We start from the raw sequence: 18,892 nt of genomic DNA on the forward strand, positions 1-18,892 counted from the left end.
ACTCCAGGCTACCGTGGGGCTATGAGCACGAGGACCGGGCGGACGGGCGATCCCGTCGTCGGCGAGCTCACCGAGGGCGCGGTCCTGCGCGCGATCCTGAACGTGTTCGGTCCCTCGGACGCGGAGGTCGGCCCGGGAGACGACGCCGCCGTGATCGCCGCGCCCGATGCCCGGGTGGTGGCGACCACCGACACCCTCGTCCACGGCCCCGACTTCCGGCTCGCCTGGTCGAGCGCGTTCGATCTCGGCTGGAAATCCGCCGCCGTCAATCTGGCCGACATCGCCGCGATGGGCGCGAGGCCGACCGCTCTGCTGGTGGCGCTGGCGATGCCCGAGACCACGCGACTCTCCTTCGTCACCGGTCTGGCCGAGGGCCTGCGTGCCGCGTGCGAGGCGCTGGCACCCGGATGCCGCGTCGAAGGGGGCGACCTCACCGTTTCGCACACCCTCACCGTCGCGGTCACTGCTCTCGGAAGTCTCGACGGGATCATGCCCGTCCGCCGGAGCGGAGCACGAGTGGGCGATGTCGTGGCCGTCGCCGGCGACATCGGTCGCGCTGGACGCGGCCTCGCGCTGCTGTTCGGCAGGTTCCGGGACGCCTCGTCCCAGCCGGTGCCTGTCGATGTCGATGCCCTCGACGCCGAGCAGCGGGCCGACCTGGCCGCTCAGCTGCGTCCGACGCCGCCTCTCCGCCTCGGGCCGGTGGCCGCTCGCGCGGGCGCGACCGCCATGATGGACGTGTCCGACGGGCTGCTGCTGGACGCGACACGGATGGCCGAGGCATCCGGAGTCACCCTGGATCTGATGAGCGACGCCCTGGGTCCCGACATCGACGTCGCTCTCTCCGGGGGAGAGGACCATGCGCTGCTGACGACGTTCCCCGCGCACGCACCCCTGCCCGCCGGCTTCCGAGTGATCGGCGCGGTCCGCGCGACCGCGACGACACCCGTCCTGGTGGACGGTGCGCCCTGGGCCGGGCGGGACGGGTGGGACCCCTATCGCGACTGGGACTCGTCGTCGGGCTGACTCCGGTCGAGCGGAACCGTGGCGCCCTCGCGCCGCTCCGATTCCGACGGGTGGACCCACCACAGTGTGGTGTCCCCGTACCGCTTGTGCCGCGCGTGCGTCAGGCTCTCCGGCAGCGAGGGCGAACCCGATCGGGTCGCGCGCTCGACGATGACGGTCGCCGCGGGCGTCAGCGAAGGGCCGAGCAGCCCGAGCGCGTCCCTCAGTGCCGCGTCGTCCAGGTCGTACGGAGGATCGAGGAAGACGATGTCGAAGGGTCCGCGCGGGATCGCCAGGTACGCCGCGACCGCCGCCCTGTGCACGCGGACGATCCCTGTTCGACCGACGGACTTCGCGACCTTGTCGGCGTTGCGCTGCGCGACGGTGGCGGCGTGCGGGGACTTCTCGACGAGATCCACGGATGCCGCGCCGCGGCTCAACGCTTCCAGCCCGAGCGCTCCCGTGCCGGCGTACAGGTCGAGCACCGCGGCCGAGCGCAGCGCCTCCGCAGACTCGAGCGCCCCGAACAGCGATTCGCGCACACGATCGCTGGTGGGGCGGGTGCCGGCGTCCGGGACTTCCAGCGGGATGGAGCCCGCGCGGCCGGCGATGATGCGAGTCACCCGTTCACGATAACCGAAGCGGTCGTCGCGGGACCCGGCCGGGCCATGACCGGACACCGCCGTCGGCGGGTCTGCCTAGACTCGGAGGATGCCGGGTTTCACTCTGGAGTCGCGTCTGGACGGCGTCGTGGGCGGCAAGACCGCGGCCCCGCTCCAGCGTGCCTTCGGCATGCATACGGTGGGTGATCTTCTCGCGCACTACCCGCGGCGCTACGTCCTGCGCGGGGAGCTCACCCCGATCAGCTCGCTCCCCGTCGGTGAGACGGTCACGATCGTCGCGGAGGTCACCCGCGCCTCCGAGCGACGGATGCAGAACCGCAAGGGTTCGCTCATGGAGGTGGCGATCAGCGACGGCAACGGTGAACTCACGCTCACCTTCTTCGGTCAGGCCTGGCGCCTGCGTGAGCTGGCTCCGGGGAGACGCGGCATCTTCTCGGGCAGGGTGGGGGAGTACCGCGGGAACAAGCAGCTCGCGCACCCCGACTACGAGCTGTTCGAGGACGAAGCCGAAGCGCGGATGAACGCCGAAGCGTACGCCCGCCTGCCCATCCCGATCTACCCGGCGACCGGTGCGCTGCCGAGTTGGCAGATCTCCAAGATCGTGCGGCACGTCCTGGACGGTCTCGGTCCGGTGCCCGACCCCCTTCCCGAAGCCTTTCGCGTGCAGCGCGGTCTTCTCGACGCGCGCGCTGCCATCGAGCGCATCCACCGTCCCGATTTCGAGGACCAGATCGCGCCTGCGCGCGCCACGCTCCGCATGCACGAGGCCCTCGTTCTGCAGGTCGCCCTGCTCCAGCAGAGGCAGTTCGTGCGGGCGCTGTCGGCGACCGCGCGGCCCGCGCACGCCGGCGGGCTGCTCGAGCGGTTCGATGCCGGTCTTCCCTTCGATCGCACCGACGACCAGATCGGCGTCGGCGCGCAGGTCGCCCACGATCTCGTCGGCGACTGGCCGATGAACCGGCTGGTGCAGGGCGAGGTCGGTTCCGGGAAGACGCTGGTGGCACTGCGCGCGATGTTGCAGGTGGCCGAGTCGGGCGGTCAGTCCGCCCTCATCGCGCCGACCGAGGTGCTCGCCGGCCAGCACGTGCGGTCGATCGCCCGGATGCTGGGGCCCCGTCTGGCGCCGGAGGTCATGCCGATCCTCCTGACGGGGCAGATGCCCGCGGCGGAGCGGCGGAAGGCGGCGCTCCGCGCGGCATCCGGCCAAGCACTCATCGTCATCGGCACGCACGCTCTGCTCAGCGAGACGACGACGTTCGCCGATCTCGGCCTGGTCGTGGTGGACGAGCAGCATCGCTTCGGAGTGGAACAGCGCGAACTGCTTCGCGCGAAGGGGATGGCGCCGCACGCTCTCGTCCTCACCGCCACACCGATTCCGCGGACTGTCGCGATGACCGTTTTCGGTGACCTCGACGTGTCGACCATCCGCACGCTGCCGGCGGGGCGTGCAGGCATTCAGACCTTCGTCGCCCCCCTCGCCGAGAAGCCCGCGTGGTTCGGGCGCGTGTGGGAGCGCATCGCCGAAGAAGTAGGCAAAGGCCACCAGGCCTTCGTCGTGTGCGCGGCCATCGACGCCGATGCCGGCGGCAAGGACGGGCCCGTCACCGACGACGCCGTCGGGCCGCTCCCGGCGCCGGTCGACGGTGAGACGCCCGCGACGCGATGGGGGGTCGTCCAGGCGGCGGACTCCCTCTCACGGCATCCGGCCTTCACCGACATCCGTGTCGAGATCCTCCACGGCCGCATGCCGTCCGACGAGAAGGACGCCGTCATGCAGGCGTTCGCCCGCGGCGAGATCGACGTGCTCGTGGCCACCACGGTCGTCGAGGTCGGCGTGGATGTGCCCAACGCATCGACCATGGCCATCCTGGAAGCGGACCGATTCGGCGTGTCTCAGCTCCATCAGCTGCGCGGTCGCGTGGGCCGCGGGGGAGTGCCGGGGCTCTGTCTGCTCGTGACCGAAGCCGCCGCGGGAACGCCCGCCCGCGCTCGCGTCGATGCCGTCGCCTCGACGACGGACGGCTTCGAGCTGGCAGAAGTCGATCTCGAGCTGCGCGGCGAGGGAGATGTCCTGGGTGACGCGCAGTCCGGCGCCCGTTCCTCCCTGCGTCTTCTGCGGGTGGTCAAGGACGCCGATCTCATCGCCGAGGCGCGCGCCGAAGCCGAGACCGTGCTCGCCGAGGACCCCGCCCTGACGCGGCATCCGGGACTCGCGGAAGCGATCGAACGACGCGTGGGCATGGAGGAGCGCGCGGCGCTCGCGAAGAATTGACGTCAGGCGGCATCTGTAGGCTGTCGGCATGAACAGCCGGATCGCCGTCGTACCGGGATCCTTCGATCCCCCCACGCTGGGCCACCTCGATGTCATCCGTCGAGCCGCCGGCCTGTACGACCAACTGCATGTCCTGGTGGTCCACAATCCCGGCAAGGAGGCGATGCTGCCCATCGCGCAGCGCCTCGCTCTGCTGCAGCAGTCCATCGAGGAGGACGGCATCGACGGCGATGTGGTGATCGCGTCGTGGAGCATGGGCCTTCTCGTCGACTACGCCACCGACGTGGACGCGGGCGTCCTCGTGAAAGGCATCCGCTCCCAGGTCGACGTCGCGTACGAGACCCCCATGGCGATCGTGAACCGTCATCTCGCGCATGTCGAGACCGTCTTCCTGCTTCCCGACCCCTCTCATGCCCTCGTGTCCAGCTCCCTCGTCCGCCAGGTCGCGTCGCTGGGCGGCGATGTCTCGCCGTTCGTGCCGCCTGCGGTGGCACGCTTCCTGGACACCGGCGCCCCCAGGGACTGATCGGGCTGCGCCACGCTCGGGTCCCGTTCAGCGCATCGCCGGTACGATTGATCCTCGTGAGAAAGCAGAGACCAGGTCCGTTCGCATTGCAGGTGCGCGACATCGTCCACCTTCCCGGCGAGATGCGGGAGTTCACGCTCGATGTGCCGTCGCCCGAGAAGCTCGGAGAGGGTCTCGTGTCCGTCCCTGAGGGCGCCGAGATCGCGATCGACGCTCGGGCGGAGTCGGTCCACGAGGGCATCCTCGTCTCGGGGATGGCCTCGACGAACTACACCGGCGTCTGCGGTCGTTGCCTGAACGATGTCGACGCGCCCGTCGAAGTCGAGTTTCAGGAGCTTTTCGCGTATCCTGAGAAGGAGACAACTGACTTCGAGGTTCAAGACGACCACGTGGATCTTGAAACTCTGGTCAGAGATGCGATCGTCCTATCGCTTCCGTTTCAGCCGGTATGCCAGCCGGATTGCCCCGGCCTTGATCCGGTCACGGGTGAGCGCCTGGCCGTCGGCACCGAAAAACCGCAGCGCGAGAACATCGATTCTCGCTGGGCTGCGCTCCAGGACTACACACCAGACCACGACGACGTCGGACCGCGCCTTACGGCGGATCGCGTTCGCGTCGAGAACACAGAAGAGAGCTAGCCATGGCAGGTAACCCCCCGAAGCGGAAGGTCTCCCGCTCGAACACCCGATCGCGTCGCGCGCAGTGGAAGGCAGAACCCACCACGCTCGTCAAGACCGTCGAGAACGGCAAGACCGTCTACAGCCGCCCGCACCAGGCGAAGGTCGTCACCGACTCGCAGGGCACCGAGCTGTTCCTCGAGTACAAAGGCCGCAAGGTCGCCGACGTCTGATCGTGAGTGACGTCGCATCGCTGCACGCGGTGCTCACCGACAAGCTCGGGGTCGACATCGACCCCGAGCTTTTGTCGCTGGCGCTGACTCACCGTTCCTACGCCTACGAGCACGGCCAATCCCCGCACAACGAGCGCCTGGAGTTCCTCGGCGACTCGGTGCTCGGCCAGGCGGTGACCGTGCGTCTGTTCACCGCGCATCCCGAGCTCGAAGAGGGCGCGCTCGCCAAGCGGCGGGCCAGTGTCGTCTCGACGGTGGCCCTCGCCGAGATCGCCCGGGGGATCGGTCTGGGACAGTTCATCCTCCTCGGCCGCGGTGAGGACCAGACCGGCGGGCGTGACAAGGACTCGATCCTCGCCGACACCATGGAGGCGATCATCGGTGCGACCTTCCTGTCCACGGGACCGGATGCGGCGACTGCACTCGTTTTGCGACTCGTGGAGCCGCTCCTGGCCAATCCCGAGCGCTACGGTGCGGCCATGGACCCGAAGACGAGCCTGCAGGAACTCGCCGCCCACTCGGGGGAGCACCCTCCGACGTACACCGTCACCTCCTCCGGCCCCGACCACGACCGCAGGTTCACGGCGACCGTGAACGTCGGCGCGACCTCGGCCCAGGGGTCGGGTTCGAGCAAGAAGCAGGCGGAGATGGCCGCGGCCCTGACGGCGTGGTACGAGTTGACCTCGGTGTCGACCGCCCTCCCGGCTGACTGATCCATGCCCGAGCTACCCGAGGTGGAGGTCGTCCGCGCCGGCCTCGCACCGGCGGTCACCGGCGCGGTCATCACGGGCGTCACCGTGCGGGACGAGCGGGCGCTCACGCGGCACGCGGGGAGTGGTCTGCATTTCGAGGGTCTGCTCACGGACCGCCGCATCGTGGGGGCCGCTCGCCGAGGCAAGTTCCTGTGGCTGCCGCTCCACGATGCCGTCGGAGCGCGGCCCTCTGCCATCGTCGCGCATCTCGGCATGAGCGGGCAGATGCTTCTCCGGGAAGCAGACGCCGCCGTCGAGAGGCACGAACGCGTGCGAGTGAATATCGAGCACCCCGATCACGGGGAGCTCGCGATCGTCTTCGCCGACCAGCGCACCTTCGGTTCGCTGGCCGTGGACGAACTCGTCCCCACCGCTGACGGCGCGCCCGGCGGCCGGGGTACCGACGTGGCCGCTGTTCCGACACAGGTCGCCCACATCGCCCGCGACCCCCTCGATCCCGCTTTCGACGACGCGCGGCTGCGCTGCGCGATGGCCAAGAAGGGCTCGGCCGTCAAGCGGGTCCTCCTCGACCAGACGACGCTCAGCGGTGTCGGCAACATCTACGCGGACGAGGCGCTGTGGGCCGCACGCATCCATCCCGGAACACCGGCTGCCGCCCTCTCCACCCGCGCCGTCAACAGGCTGTTGAGCGAAGTCCGCGGTGTGCTCGAGCGAGCGCTCGCTGAAGGCGGCACGAGTTTCGACGCGCAGTACGTCAACGTCAACGGCCAGGCGGGCTACTTCGCCCGCTCCCTCCATGCCTACGGCCGCACGGGTGCACCCTGCGACCGATGCGGTCGGCCGATCGTGCGTGTGTCGTTCATGAACCGGTCCAGCCATTACTGCGCCTGGTGTCAACGGATGCCGCGGGTCGCGGCATCCGCTCTATGACAGCACCTTCTTCCAGGCGCCCGCATACGAGGCCGGTACGAAGCCGATGGCCTCGTTGATGTCGAGCATCGAGCGGTTCTCCTCGGCATTGAAGGTGGAGACCCGTGGAGATTCGGGCACCAGGTCGTGCCAGCGCAGCAGATTCGCGCACTTCACGATCGTGCCGAGGCGGTGGCCGCGATGCTCCTTCACCACCAGGGTTCCCCATTGGTGCGTGGTGCCGGAATGGTCGGCGCCGATCATCAGCTCATTGAACGCCACGATGCGACCGGTCGGAGCGTGCGATACGGCTGCAACTGACATCGTGTTCCCGGCGGCGAGCAGCCTCCCGTCACGGCGGGCGACACGCGCGGCATCCCACGTCTCCTCCTCCCACACCATCCCGCCGCTGGGGACGTCGGTCGCCATGCGTGAGAGCGTGTAGGCGAAGCCATCGGCGTACTCGGGCGGTGTCGGTGCGGCCCACGTCAGCAGACGATAGTCCGGACCGGCGAAGGCGATGGCTTCCTGCAGAGCGTCCGCGACCGATGTCAGATCTCCGTGCAGATCGAGGGTCGAATTGCGTTCGACCTGCTCGAAGGCGAACCCGTGGGCCGACAGGAACAGCGCGTGAGGATCGTCGGAAGGGATCGCGCCGTACCCGGTCGGCGGAGTGAGCGTGTCGCCCACGGCGTCGCGACGGTGCAGAGTCCAGGTCTGGATCACCGACCGCTGGTGCTCGCGCGCCGCCTTCTCGACCACGTCGAGGAGCGTGTTCCACACATCTTCGCCGCGCAGCGCCGGCTCGACCATGAGCTCGAATTCGAGCGTCGATGCACCCGGCTCGTTCGGCAGGACCAGAGTGGCGATCCCCGCCACCGACCGGTCGTGCTCGACGATGAACCCCAGATGGGTGTGGTCCGTCTGGTCCTGCCAACCGGGCAGGACCTCTTCGACCGTCTGATCGAAGAACGGGTGACCCGCGTCGTGGCGGTTGACGGCGTTGCCGAGCCGCACGAGCTCGTCCATGTCACCGCGCCGGGGGTCGTCGCCGGACCTCGGCACCACCAGAGGGCGGACCGTGAGCGTCGGTGGGGTCCGGCTCATGTGAGCACCTTCTTCCACGCGCCTTCGTAGGCGATCGGCGCGAAGCCGATCGCCTCGTTGATGTCGAGCATCGGACGGTTCTCCTCGGCGTTGTAGGTGAGCACCCGGGGCGAGAGCGGCGCGATGTGCCGCCACTCCAGCAGACCGGCGCACTTCACCCGCATCCCGAGCCGGTGGCCCCGGTGCTCCTTGAGGACCAGCGTGTCCTCCTGGTGAGTGGCTTCGGTGCGGTCGTTCCCGATGACGAGCTCGTTGAAGGCGCACAGCTCCCCGCTGTCGATGTGCTGAGCTGCGGTGACCAGAAGGGCTCGTCCCGCGTCGAGATAGGGCCTCTCATGGCGGGCGAGACGCGCCGCGTCCCAGACCTCCTCGTCGAATTCGATCTCGGCCGACGGGGCATCGGTCACCATGCGCGACTTCATCCACGCGTATCCCGCCACGAACTCCGGCGGTGTCGGCAGCTGCCAGCTCACCACGCGGTAGGCGGCGGATGCCTCGGCGGCGGTCTCGAGCAGGTGCTCGAGCCTCGGCGCGGCGTCGGCGAGCACGAGGGCGCTGTTGCGCTCGACCTGCTCCAGCGTGTACCCGTGGCGGCGGGCGAAGCGCGCGGCGTGGTCGTCGGGGATACTGCCGAAACCGGTCGGCGCCATGATGCGCGGCCCTTCTCCGGCAGGATGTGCGGTCCATGCCTGCAGCACCGTGCGCCCGTGCGCCCGTGCGGTCTGCTCGATGAGCTCCAGGACGGCGCTGCCGACGCCTCGACCCCAGATGGCGGGCAACAAGTCGATGTACCAGAAGGCGAGGATCGAACCGTCCTCGTTCGGGATGTCGACGCCGGCGCGGCCGACGGCCACGCCGTCGAGGAGCACCAGCCACAACGAGCGCTGCTGATACTCGTCGGGCTGGAACACCGCGAGAAGTTCCCGGGGTGTGATGCTCTCGTCGGCGTGACCGTTGACCTCGGCGAGCACGGCGTTTCGAACCTGGACCATGGCGACGAAATCGGCCGCGTCAGGCGAGTCGATCGTCGGCACGATGGAGACGGGCCGGATCTCCAGGCCCTGCGGTGCGTGTGTCATCTCTTTCTCCGTTCGGTCGGTCTCAGCGCCAGGCCCGTGAGGACTGCAGCATCTGGACGTGCGCGGCTTCGCGTTCGTGAATGTCGAGGATCGCCCGATGAGCAGCGCTCCTGGCTCGTTCGAGGCGTTCGGCTGATGCGACGCGGCGGCGCTCGGCGCGCAGCAGCAGCCACAGGCCGAGGCGCAGCTCGAGGCGATCGCCGAGACGCTGCGGCGTGCCCTCGGCGGGCAGTCGTATGTCGATGTGTTGTTCGTACCGCTCTGCGGCACGCACAACCGTGGAGGTATGCATGGTTCTTCTCGTTCCGGGAAGGAGGGAGGGTGGTGGCCTGTGCGGCCGGAGTGCCGAAGCCGCGCTCGGGTCAGAAGACCGGACGAGCGCGTCGGCGGGAGGCAGACGGGGGACGGAGTCCGCACACAGGGCGGAGTCCTCCTGAGCAGCTGCTACGCGGTGGCAGGCGTGGCTGCGCGCGCGCCCAAAGAGCGGGTCACCCCGCCGACGAGTCCGTTGACGGACGCGTAGGCGATCGGCGCGACGACGGGACGGGTGTCCGCGGTGCCGGTGATGGTGTGCATGAGAATCATGTGGGGTGACCTCCTTTCGACTTCTGACGCGAACAGTGACGCTAGCGCGCCGACGGTGTGTCCGTCAAGCGTTCTCCCAGAATCGCCGGTCGCCCGGGCGTGTCGGGTCCGCGCGACCGCGCCTTCCGGCTCGCCTACACAGCGCTCGCCACCTCGTCGGGTAGCGTTGCGGGCGTATCGATCGGGGCAGAAGGGCGCAACCATGCACCTGAAGAGCGTGACGCTCAAAGGGTTCAAATCCTTCGCGCAGCCGACGACGTTCGCTCTTGAGCCCGGGGTCACGGCCATCGTCGGCCCCAATGGGTCGGGCAAATCGAACGTGGTGGACGCACTCGCCTGGGTGATGGGCGAACAAGGCGCCAAGACCCTGCGCGGCGGGAAGATGGAAGACGTCATCTTCGCCGGCACCGCGACGCGCGGGCCGCTGGGGCGTGCCGAAGTGCAGCTCACGATCGACAACAGCGATGGCGCGTTGCCCATCGACTACGCCGAGGTCACGATCAGCCGCACGCTGTTCCGCAACGGCGCGAGCGAATACGCGATCAATGGAGAGACCTGTCGGCTCCTAGACCTGCAGGAGCTGTTGAGCGACTCCGGTCTCGGCCGCGAGATGCACGTCATCGTCGGGCAGGGACGACTCGACGGCGTTCTCCAGGCGACTCCCGAGGACCGCCGCGGCTTCATCGAGGAAGCGGCGGGCATTCTCAAACACCGTCGCCGGAAGGAGAAGACGCTCCGCAAGCTCGAGGCGATGGAGACCAACCTCACGCGGCTGAGCGATCTCGCGGGAGAGCTGCGCAGGCAGCTCAAACCGCTGGGCAAGCAGGCCGAGATCGCCCGCGAGGCTGCGGGGATCGCGGCTGTCGTGCGCGATGCGAAGGCACGCCTGTATGCCGATGAGCTGATCGATCTCCGGGCGCAGCTCGACGGCCACGCTCGCAGCGAGCAGGAACGCCACGCCGAGCGGATCGTCCTCCAGGACCGTGCTGACACACTGCGACGGCGCATCGCCGACCTGGAGGCCGATCAGCGGTCCGACGCCGTCGATGCTGCGCGCAGCACCGCATTCGCGCTCGAGCGCGTGCAGGAGCGTCTTCGCGGTCTCTACACCCTCGCCGGACAGCGGCTGGCGCTCCTGGGCGCCGACGATGACGTGGCCCCCGATCCGCACTCGGTGTCTTCTTCCGCGATCGACGACGCGCGCGGCGAGATCGGCGCGATCGCGGCGGGGCTGGACGAGGCACAGGACAAAGCGGCCGCCGCCACGCGCGAGGTCGTCCGCGCACGAGCCGAACTCGATGCACTCGACACCGACATCGCCGCGCAGAGCGCTCTGGTGTCGGCCCACGATATGACCATCACGGCGTTGCGGGGACGAGCCGAGGCGGCGGCATCCGCTCTCGGGGCCGTCCGCACCGCGGTCGATCGTCAGCAGCGGGCGCTGGATGCCGCCACCGCTCGTCGCGCCGAGACCGAAGAGATCCTGGCGGGTCTCGATCCGCAGGTCGTCCCCGAAACCTCTTCGGCCGAGCATGCCGCCGAGTACGACCGCGCGCAGAAGGCCGCAACGGAGGCCGAGGCCGATGTCGCCGCTCTGCGCGATCGCCTGCACGGGGCGGAGCGCGAGAGTGAAGCACTGACCGCACAGACGCGTGCCCTCGGTCGTGCCCTGGACGTGCGCAACGGTGCCACCGAGTTGGTGGAACGCGGGGGAGCGGGCATTGCGGGAGTGGTGGGCGACGCGATTCAGGTGACGCCCGGCTACGAGGCGGCCATCGCCGCGGTTCTCGGCCCGCTGGCCGAAGCAGTGCTGATGGATCATCGTTCCGACGCCCTCGACCTCGCCGACGCCGTCCGCGGGGGCGATGTCGGCGTCGTCGACCTCGTGATCGCGGATGCGACGGGCTCGTCCGGCACCCTGCCCGTGGTCGACGGTCTCCGACCGGCAAGCGATGTCGTGACCGGCCCGGCAGGTGTGGTCGCGCTGCTGTCATCCGTGCTGATCGCGGAAGATCTGGCCGCCGTGCGTGATGCGGGCGAGGCGCTCTTCGCCCGCGATCGCGCGGTCACAGCCGTCACCCGCGCCGGCGAAGTCGTCACCGCCTACACGCTCCGTGCCGGTTCGGGTTCCACCCGATCGCGCCTCGAACTCGCCGCGGAACGCGACGCCGCCCGCGATCGGCTGGCCGAGATCACCGTCATCGTCGACAGTCTGCGCGAGTCCCTCGCTGAGCGGGTGGAGGCGCTCGGGACGGCTCGGCGTCGCACGACCTCGGCGCTGGACACGCTGCGCGCCCACGATGCGGCGTCGGCCGCGCATACCGAGAAGCTCAACCGGGCCACGGTCCGGCACGAGGCGGCCGTCGCGGAATGCGAGCGTCTGGCGCTCGGACTCCGCCAGGCCGAAGGAGCCGTCCGCGATGCCGAAGAGGCGGCTCACGTTGCCGAAGAGCGTCTGCTGCGCGCGCGTGAGGAGCCCCGACCCCTGTTTGATGCATCTGCGCGAGACGGCGCGCTGGAGGCGTTGGAGGCTGCGCGCGATGCCGAAATGCGGGCGCGCCTCGACGTCGAGACCCTGCGCGAGCGGGTTCGAGCGGGTGAGGCGCGGGTCATCGCGCTCGAGCGGCAACGCGAACGGGAGCGCGCCGCGGCCGAGGATGCCGCCCGGCGAGCGGTGATCCGCCGACGACACCGCGCGCAGGCCGCCGATGTGGCAGGTCAGCTGCCCGCGCTCATGGATTCGGTGGATCGCTCGGTGAGTCAGGCGCGCGTCGAACTCGTCACGGCGGAGTCGGCTCGCACGGCGATGAACGCCGAGCTCGCCGATCTTCGGCGCGAGGAGAACGCGGTTCGCGAACGCCTCGGGAAGCTCACCGACTCCGTCCACGGCCTCGAGCTGCAGATCCACGAGAAGCGGCTGCACGTGACGAGCCTGCTCGAGCGTGTCGCCTCCGAGCTCAGCCTGGACGAGAATATTCTCGTCTCGGAATATGCTCCTGCGTCTGCCGATGGCACGGCGGAAGAACCCCACATCCCGTTCGATCGCGCCGCCGAGCGACGACGACTGCAGGATGCCGAGAGGAAGCTCGGACAGCTCGGCCGTGTGAATCCGCTGGCGCTCGAAGAGTTCGCCGCGCTCGAGCAGCGGCATGCCTTCCTCACCGACCAACTCGCCGATCTCGCACGGACCCGTGCCGATCTCCTCACCATCATCGACGAGCTCGACGAACGCATGCAGACGATCTTCCTCGCGGCGTTCGAGGACACTCGCGTGGCCTTCGGCGAGGTGTTCCCCGTGCTCTTCCCCGGTGGCACGGGCAGCATCTCGCTGACATCTCCGGACCAGCCGCTCACCACCGGCATCGAAGTCATGGTGCGACCCGTCGGCAAGAAGATCGAGCGGCTCTCGTTGCTCTCGGGTGGCGAGCGATCTCTGGCCGCGGTGGCGCTGCTGACCGCGATCTTCAAGGCTCGACCCAGCCCGTTCTACATCCTGGACGAGGTCGAAGCGGCGCTCGACGACGCCAACCTCGGCCGTTTGCTGGGCGTGTTCGAGCAGTTGCGCGAGAACTCCCAGCTCATCGTCATCACCCACCAGAAGCGCACGATGGAGATCGCCGATGCGCTGTACGGGGTGTCGATGCGCCAGGACGGAGTCTCGGCGGTGGTCGGCCAACGGGTCGTCCGTCGAGAAGCGAGCTGACGCCGACGAAGCGTGCGGAGCCCGCGGGCGTCTCGCGCGCCGCCGGTAGGCTGACGGCATGGCAGAAAGCTCCTGGTCGCTCGGACGAGCGCTGCGCAACGTCTTCGTCAAGCCGACGATCGACGAGACCACGTGGGATGACCTCGAAACCGCTCTCATCGTCGCCGACTTCGGCCCTGACATCACCGAGCGCATCGTCGACGAGCTCCGTCAGAAGGTCGACCGATACCGGACGACCGACCCGCGGGACCTTCAGCGCATGCTCAAGGAGACCCTCGAAGAACACTTCGCCAAATTCGACACGACCCTCCGTCTCTCCGAGCGGCCGGCGGTCGTGCTCGTGGTGGGCGTGAACGGCGTCGGCAAAACCACCACGATCGGCAAGTTCGCCAAGTTCCTGCAGCGATACGGACGCTCCGTCGTGGTCGGCGCCGCCGACACATTCCGTGCGGCGGCGGTCGATCAGCTGGCCACATGGGCGGAGCGCGGGGGAGCGGCGATCGTGCGCCCGCAGCAGGCCGGTCAGGATCCGGCATCCGTTGCCTTCCAGACCATCGAATACGCGAAGAAGACCGGCACCGAGATCGTGCTGATCGACACGGCGGGACGACTGCACACCAAAGGCGGTCTGATGGACGAGCTGACGAAGATCCGCCGCGTGGTCGAGAAGCAGGCGCCGATCAGCGAGGTCCTTCTCGTGCTGGATGCCACGACGGGACAGAACGGGGTGATGCAGGCGCAGGCGTTCCTGGAGCATGCGGGTGTCACCGGGCTGGTCCTGACGAAGCTGGACGGTTCGGCTCGTGGGGGCTTCGTGCTCGCTGTGCAGGAGAAGACCGGCATCCCGGTCAAGCTGCTGGGTCAGGGCGAGGGAATCGGCGACCTCACGGGCTTCACCCCGCACGTCTTCGCGGCGTCGCTCGTCGACTGATCCGCACGCGGATCCGCGGACACGCGCACGCGGACTTCCGCCGCGAGCCGCACGCTGGTTTCATGGGAGGCATGGCGATCGAGCACGACTACTTCGGACTCCTCGAGTCCGGACCCGACGGATCGATCTTCTGGTCGGAGAACATCGAGTTCGGCGACCAGTCGGTCACCGTCGACCTGACCGCGCCCGATCAGGACGACGTGTCGCAGGCTGCACTCGATGTCGCCGCCGCAATGGTCTCCTCGCTCGAGGAAATCGACATGACCGCGCGCAATGCGATGGTCAACGAGCTCGACGATCGCACCAGCGAGGTCACGGAATACCTGCTGCAGCAGCAGGCGACCTTCGGCGATGACCTCGAAGCCCTTCTCGTCGACATTTCGGGCGACACCCACATCGACATCATCCGGTCGCTGCAGCTGATGAGCATGACGATCCTCGCCGACGAGCACGGCGGCACCGATCCGTTCGCCGTCCTCGAGTACGCCCTGGACCCGGATGCCACCGACGACGTGCTGCTCGTCAATCTCGCGTCCGACGGCGCCGTGCAATCGGTCACCAGCGCGGACTGACGCTCCGCTCCGCGCCGAACCTCAGACCGCCTGAGCGAAACCCGCCTCGACGTGGACGTCGGCGGCGATATGCGCCAGATGCGGCGGGATGTCACGGCCTTTCGAGATCATCGACTGCGCCCACAGCCGTCCGGCACGGTACGACGAGCGCACCAGTGGCCCGGCGAGCACGCCGAGGAAGCCGATGCGCTCCGCCTCCTCCTTGAACTCGACGAACTCCTGCGGCTTCACCCACCGTGCGACGGGCAGATGCCGCGGTGTCGGACGCAGATACTGCGTGATCGTGATGATGTCGGTGCCGGCGTCGTGCAGATCCTGCAGCGCCTGAACGACCTCGGCCGGCTCCTCGCCCATTCCGAGGATGAGGTTCGACTTGGTGATGAGGCCGGCATCCCGCGCCTGCGTCAGAACATCGAGCGAGCGCTCGTACCGGAACGCCGGGCGGATGCGCTTGAAGATGCGGGGCACCGTCTCGACGTTGTGCGCGAACACCTCGGGACGCGAGGCGAAGACCTCGCCGAGGAGGTCGCGGTTGCCCGAGAAGTCTGTGGCGAGGATCTCCACGCCCGTCCCCGGATTGTCGGCGTGGATGCGTCGCACGGTCTCGGCGTGCAGCCACGCCCCCTCGTCGGGTAGGTCATCTCGGGCCACTCCCGTCACCGTGGCGTAGCGCAGACGCATGCGGGTGACGCTCTCCGCGACGCGACGGGGCTCATCGGTGTCGTAGTCAGCCGGTTTCCCGGTGTCGATCTGACAGAAGTCGCACCGGCGTGTGCACTGCGACCCGCCGATGAGGAACGTGGCCTCGCGATCCTCCCAGCACTCGAAGATGTTCGGGCATCCCGCCTCCTGACAGACGGTGTGCAGTCCCTCCTCTTTCACGAGGTTGTGCAGTTCCCTGTACTCGGGGCCGAGCTTGGCTCGTGTCTTGATCCACTCCGGCTTGCGCTCGATCGGGTTCTCCGCGTTGCGGATCTCCAGGCGCAGCAGCTTGCGGCCGTCGGGAGCCGCGTTCTGTCCGGCCGCCCCCGCCGACGTGCCGCACGCGCTCACGCGGCGACCCCGGCGGACTCGGCTTCGAAGACGCGAGTGATCGTGTCGACGATGTCTGCAGGAGCGGTGTCGACGCCGACGATCTCCGAGACCGTCGTGACCCCGGCATCCGTGATTCCGCACGGGATGATGCCGCGGAACCCCGACAGACTGTTGTCGCAGTTGACGGCGAACCCGTGCATCGTGACACCCTTCTCCACCCGCACGCCGATCGCGGCGACCTTGTCCTCCGAAAGCGGGCGGCGGACCCAGACACCGCTTCGACCCTCAACCTGGTATCCGTCCACGCCGTGTTCCCGGAGTGCCGCGATGAGCAGTCGCTCCAGTTGCCGCACGTGAGCCACGACGTCCATCGGCTCGGGAAGGCGGACGATGGGGTACCCGACGAGCTGGCCCGGTCCGTGCCAGGTGATCTTGCCGCCGCGATCGACATCGACCACGGGCGTCCCGTCGGTCGGGCGCTCGTGCGGCTCGGTGCGCTTGCCCGCGGTGTAGACCGCTTCGTGCTCGAGGACGATCAGTGTGTCGGGCCTCGTGCCCGAGACGACACCGGCGTGCACCTCTCGCTGGAGGGCCCATCCTTCGAGGTAGGGCACATACGCCGGTGCGAGACCGGCGGTGACGATGTCGAGCATGGGTCTCCCGGGTCGAGCCAGTTGTTGGATCGCGTTCAACAATACGCCGCCGGTGCCCCCACCGCGTTCCGCACGGCGTCATGCCTGTGGCGCGTCTTACGCTGGTGGCCATGACCTCCCCGTCGCGCAGCGGCCGGCCGCGCGCATCATCGCGCGAGACGCTGGCCGAGGCTGCCTGCGAGCTCTTCCTCGAGCAGGGGTACGAGTCGACATCGGTGCTCGACATCACCACGCGCGCGGGCGTCAGCCGGTCGAGCTTCTTCAACTACTTCGCATCCAAAGCCGACATCCTCTGGGCGACGTTCGACGAGCGCCTGGAGGCGGTTCTGACCGCTCTCGCAGACACCGCTGATCCTCGGGGCGTCCTGGTCGCGCTCGCGGCCGACTTCGAGCCGGACACCCTGGCCCTCGGCATCACCCAGGCGACGGCGATGGGCATCTCCGACGAACTGGAGCGGGAACGGGCGGTTCGGCAAGGACGCCTGGCTCAGTCGATCGCCGCGAGACTGCGCGCCGGGGGCGCGGACGGCCTTTTTGCGGACGTGGGCGGCGCGTCGCTGAGCGGCGCCCTCTTCGCCGCCATCTGGCGATGGGCCCAGGACGGCGCGGGCCGTACGGATCTCCGGCCGATCCTCGAGCGCGCCCTCCGAGCCGTCGCGGCGACGTCGCCCGAGCTCCGCGCACCGGGATGACTCGCGTGCTCGCGTAAACTGGACGGATCATGGCGACTTTCGGCACCCTCTCCGACCGGCTTACCGAGACCTTCCGCAACCTTCGCAAGAAGGGGCAGCTCACCCCGGCGGATGTCGACGGCACCGTTCGCGAGATCCGGCGCGCGCTGCTCGACGCCGATGTGGCGCTCACCGTGGTGAAGGACTTCACGGCCAAAGTGCGCGAACGTGCGCTCGGGGACGAGGTCAATCGAGCGCTGAATCCGGCGCAGCAGGTCGTCCAGATCGTGAACGAGGAGTTGGTCGCGATCCTCGGCGGTCAGCAGCGGCGCCTGCAGTTCGCCAAGACCGCGCCGACGGTGATCATGCTCGCCGGCCTCCAGGGGTCGGGTAAGACCACGTTCGCCGGCAAGCTCGCCAAGCTCCTCGAGAAGGAGGGGCACACTCCCCTTCTGGTCGCCGCCGATCTGCAGCGGCCGAACGCTGTCAACCAGCTCCAGGTCGTCGCCGGCCAGGCAGGCGCGGCGGTGTACGCGCCGCAACCCGGCAACGGCGTCGGCGACCCCGTGCAGGTGGCGCGCGACGGCGTCGAGGTCGCTCGTCGCCAGCAGCACGACGTCGTCATCATCGATACGGCGGGCCGACTCGGCGTCGACGCCGAGCTCATGAAGCAGGCTTCCGACATTCGCAGGGCCGTCGACCCCGACGAGGTGCTCTTCGTCATCGACGCGATGAGCGGACAGGACGCCGTCAACACCGCGAAGGCCTTCCAGGAGGGTGTCGACTTCACGGGCGTCGTGCTCTCCAAGCTCGACGGCGATTCGAAGGGTGGCGCTGCGCTGTCGGTCACCTCGCTCACCGGTCGCCCCATCATCTACGCGTCCACCGGCGAAGGCCTCGACGACCTCGAGCCCTTCCACCCCGACCGCATGGCTTCGCGCATCCTCGACCTCGGCGACATCCTGACCCTGATCGAACAGGCGCAGTCCGCCTTCGACGAGGCGGAGGCGCTCAAGGTCGCGGAGAAGTTCGCGACCGACAGCTTCACCCTCGAGGACTTCCTCGAGCAGATGCAGCAGATGAAGAAGATGGGCTCGATGAAGAAGATGCTCGGGATGCTCCCGGGCATGGGCCAGATGAAGCAGCAGCTCGATGACTTCGACGAGAAGGAGATCGACCGCACCGAAGCGATCATCCGCTCGATGACGCTCGGCGAACGCCGTAATCCGAAGATCCTGAACGGCTCCCGCCGCCTGCGCATCGCCCGCGGTTCGGGGATGACCGTCACCGACGTGAACGCCCTCGTCGGGCGGTTCGACCAAGCGGCGAAGATGATGAAGACGGTCGCCCGAGGCGGCGTGCCCAACATCCCCGGCATGGGACCCGTCCCCGGAGCCAAGCCCGGCGCGTCCGCCAAGCGGGGCAAGCAGGTCAAGTCGAGAGGCTCCCGATCAGGCAATCCCGCGCGCCGGGCGGCCGAGAACGCCGGTATCGCGGCGACGACCCCCGCCGCGCCGACGGGTTCGGGTTTCGGTCTGGGCGGCGCGGGGCTGGGTGCAGGCAAGGGTGCGCCGAGCGAGGCCGACCTCGCCGAGCTGCAGAAGCTCCTCGGCAAGGGTTGACGCTCGACTGCAGAGCACACCGGAGGCCGATGTCCG

Annotated in this window: 19 protein-coding genes; 12 read left to right on the forward strand and 7 right to left on the reverse strand. The window is 68.8% G+C overall.

Features of this window, described 5'->3' with window-relative positions:
- The first annotated feature begins 21 nt into the window (after positions 1-21).
- A complete protein-coding gene (thiL, locus tag ACFXOO_RS05485) occupies positions 22-1,026 on the forward strand; it encodes a thiamine-phosphate kinase (RefSeq protein WP_394562972.1) in 1,005 nt (334 codons plus the stop codon).
- Here the strand turns inward: thiL and rsmD are convergent.
- On the reverse strand, positions 996-1,628 hold the full coding sequence (gene rsmD / locus ACFXOO_RS05490) for a 16S rRNA (guanine(966)-N(2))-methyltransferase RsmD (protein ID WP_378839079.1): 633 nt from the start codon (positions 1,626-1,628) through the stop codon (positions 996-998). The two genes, thiL and rsmD, sit on opposite strands and share 31 nt — an antisense overlap.
- Before the next feature lie 88 nt (positions 1,629-1,716).
- Here rsmD and ACFXOO_RS05495 point away from each other — a divergent pair, with 88 nt between their 5' ends.
- From ACFXOO_RS05495 to mutM, 6 genes are all read left to right on the forward strand, one after another.
- Positions 1,717-3,900 carry an ATP-dependent DNA helicase RecG gene (locus ACFXOO_RS05495; RefSeq protein WP_394562973.1) on the forward strand — a complete coding sequence of 728 codons (2,184 nt, stop codon included), beginning with the start codon at positions 1,717-1,719 and terminating at the stop codon, positions 3,898-3,900.
- 28 nt (positions 3,901-3,928) lie between these two features.
- Positions 3,929-4,426: a pantetheine-phosphate adenylyltransferase gene (gene coaD / locus ACFXOO_RS05500; RefSeq protein WP_378839083.1), complete on the forward strand. Its 498-nt coding sequence runs from the start codon at positions 3,929-3,931 to the stop codon at positions 4,424-4,426.
- A 122-nt stretch (positions 4,427-4,548) separates the two neighbouring features.
- Positions 4,549-5,064 (forward strand): YceD family protein, encoded by a 516-nt coding sequence (locus ACFXOO_RS05505; protein ID WP_378851310.1) that lies wholly within the window; start codon positions 4,549-4,551, stop codon positions 5,062-5,064.
- Between the two features lie 2 nt (positions 5,065-5,066).
- Positions 5,067-5,276, forward strand: coding sequence for a 50S ribosomal protein L32 (gene rpmF, locus ACFXOO_RS05510; RefSeq protein ID WP_045276261.1), 210 nt, complete (start codon positions 5,067-5,069; stop codon positions 5,274-5,276).
- A 2-nt stretch (positions 5,277-5,278) separates the two neighbouring features.
- Positions 5,279-5,989: a ribonuclease III gene (gene rnc, locus ACFXOO_RS05515; protein ID WP_378850771.1), complete on the forward strand. Its 711-nt coding sequence runs from the start codon at positions 5,279-5,281 to the stop codon at positions 5,987-5,989.
- A gap of 3 nt (positions 5,990-5,992) precedes the next feature.
- On the forward strand, positions 5,993-6,919 hold the full coding sequence (gene mutM, locus ACFXOO_RS05520; protein WP_394562974.1) for a bifunctional DNA-formamidopyrimidine glycosylase/DNA-(apurinic or apyrimidinic site) lyase: 927 nt from the start codon (positions 5,993-5,995) through the stop codon (positions 6,917-6,919).
- Here mutM and ACFXOO_RS05525 read toward each other — a convergent pair.
- The 4 genes from ACFXOO_RS05525 to ACFXOO_RS05540 form a co-directional block, all read right to left on the reverse strand.
- Positions 6,914-8,005: a GNAT family N-acetyltransferase gene (locus tag ACFXOO_RS05525; RefSeq protein WP_394562976.1), complete on the reverse strand. Its 1,092-nt coding sequence runs from the start codon at positions 8,003-8,005 to the stop codon at positions 6,914-6,916. The two genes, mutM and ACFXOO_RS05525, sit on opposite strands and share 6 nt — an antisense overlap.
- Positions 8,002-9,084, reverse strand: coding sequence for a GNAT family N-acetyltransferase (locus ACFXOO_RS05530; RefSeq protein WP_378839093.1), 1,083 nt, complete (start codon positions 9,082-9,084; stop codon positions 8,002-8,004). The genes ACFXOO_RS05525 and ACFXOO_RS05530 overlap by 4 nt, the downstream gene beginning before the upstream one ends.
- A 22-nt stretch (positions 9,085-9,106) precedes the next feature.
- The gene (locus tag ACFXOO_RS05535) at positions 9,107-9,376 is read right to left on the reverse strand and encodes a hypothetical protein (protein ID WP_378839095.1); all 270 of its coding nucleotides are present in this window, start codon (positions 9,374-9,376) and stop codon (positions 9,107-9,109) included.
- Positions 9,377-9,528: 152 nt separating this feature from the next.
- Positions 9,529-9,660: a hypothetical protein gene (locus tag ACFXOO_RS05540; protein WP_378839098.1), complete on the reverse strand. Its 132-nt coding sequence runs from the start codon at positions 9,658-9,660 to the stop codon at positions 9,529-9,531.
- A gap of 211 nt (positions 9,661-9,871) precedes the next feature.
- Here ACFXOO_RS05540 and smc point away from each other — a divergent pair, with 211 nt between their 5' ends.
- The 3 genes from smc to ACFXOO_RS05555 all read left to right on the forward strand — a co-directional run bounded on the left by smc (position 9,872) and on the right by ACFXOO_RS05555 (position 14,875).
- A complete protein-coding gene (gene smc, locus ACFXOO_RS05545; RefSeq protein ID WP_394562978.1) occupies positions 9,872-13,372 on the forward strand; it encodes a chromosome segregation protein SMC in 3,501 nt (1,166 codons plus the stop codon).
- Positions 13,373-13,430: 58 nt separating this feature from the next.
- Complete coding sequence (gene ftsY, locus ACFXOO_RS05550) at positions 13,431-14,303, forward strand: signal recognition particle-docking protein FtsY (protein ID WP_378839103.1); 873 nt, start codon at positions 13,431-13,433, stop codon at positions 14,301-14,303.
- Between the two features lie 71 nt (positions 14,304-14,374).
- Positions 14,375-14,875 carry a DUF2004 domain-containing protein gene (locus ACFXOO_RS05555; protein ID WP_378839105.1) on the forward strand — a complete coding sequence of 167 codons (501 nt, stop codon included), beginning with the start codon at positions 14,375-14,377 and terminating at the stop codon, positions 14,873-14,875.
- 21 nt (positions 14,876-14,896) lie between these two features.
- Here the strand turns inward: ACFXOO_RS05555 and lipA are convergent, their stop codons facing one another.
- Both lipA and lipB read right to left on the reverse strand, forming a co-directional pair.
- Positions 14,897-15,928, reverse strand: coding sequence for a lipoyl synthase (lipA, locus tag ACFXOO_RS05560; RefSeq protein WP_394562979.1), 1,032 nt, complete (start codon positions 15,926-15,928; stop codon positions 14,897-14,899).
- Entirely contained in the window at positions 15,925-16,563 is a 639-nt protein-coding gene (gene lipB, locus ACFXOO_RS05565; protein WP_394562980.1) for a lipoyl(octanoyl) transferase LipB, read from the reverse strand. Before lipB ends, lipA begins: the two co-directional genes overlap by 4 nt.
- Before the next feature lie 110 nt (positions 16,564-16,673).
- Between lipB and ACFXOO_RS05570 the strand changes: the two genes are divergently transcribed.
- Together ACFXOO_RS05570 and ffh are read left to right on the forward strand one after the other, a co-directional pair.
- On the forward strand, positions 16,674-17,255 hold the full coding sequence (locus ACFXOO_RS05570; RefSeq protein ID WP_394562981.1) for a TetR/AcrR family transcriptional regulator: 582 nt from the start codon (positions 16,674-16,676) through the stop codon (positions 17,253-17,255).
- A gap of 29 nt (positions 17,256-17,284) precedes the next feature.
- Entirely contained in the window at positions 17,285-18,856 is a 1,572-nt protein-coding gene (gene ffh, locus ACFXOO_RS05575; RefSeq protein WP_394562982.1) for a signal recognition particle protein, read from the forward strand.
- The last annotated feature ends 36 nt before the right edge of the window (positions 18,857-18,892 follow it).

Source organism: Microbacterium sp. P03, assembly GCF_043556235.1.
In the GTDB taxonomy this organism is placed as follows: Bacteria; Actinomycetota; Actinomycetes; order Actinomycetales; family Microbacteriaceae; genus Microbacterium.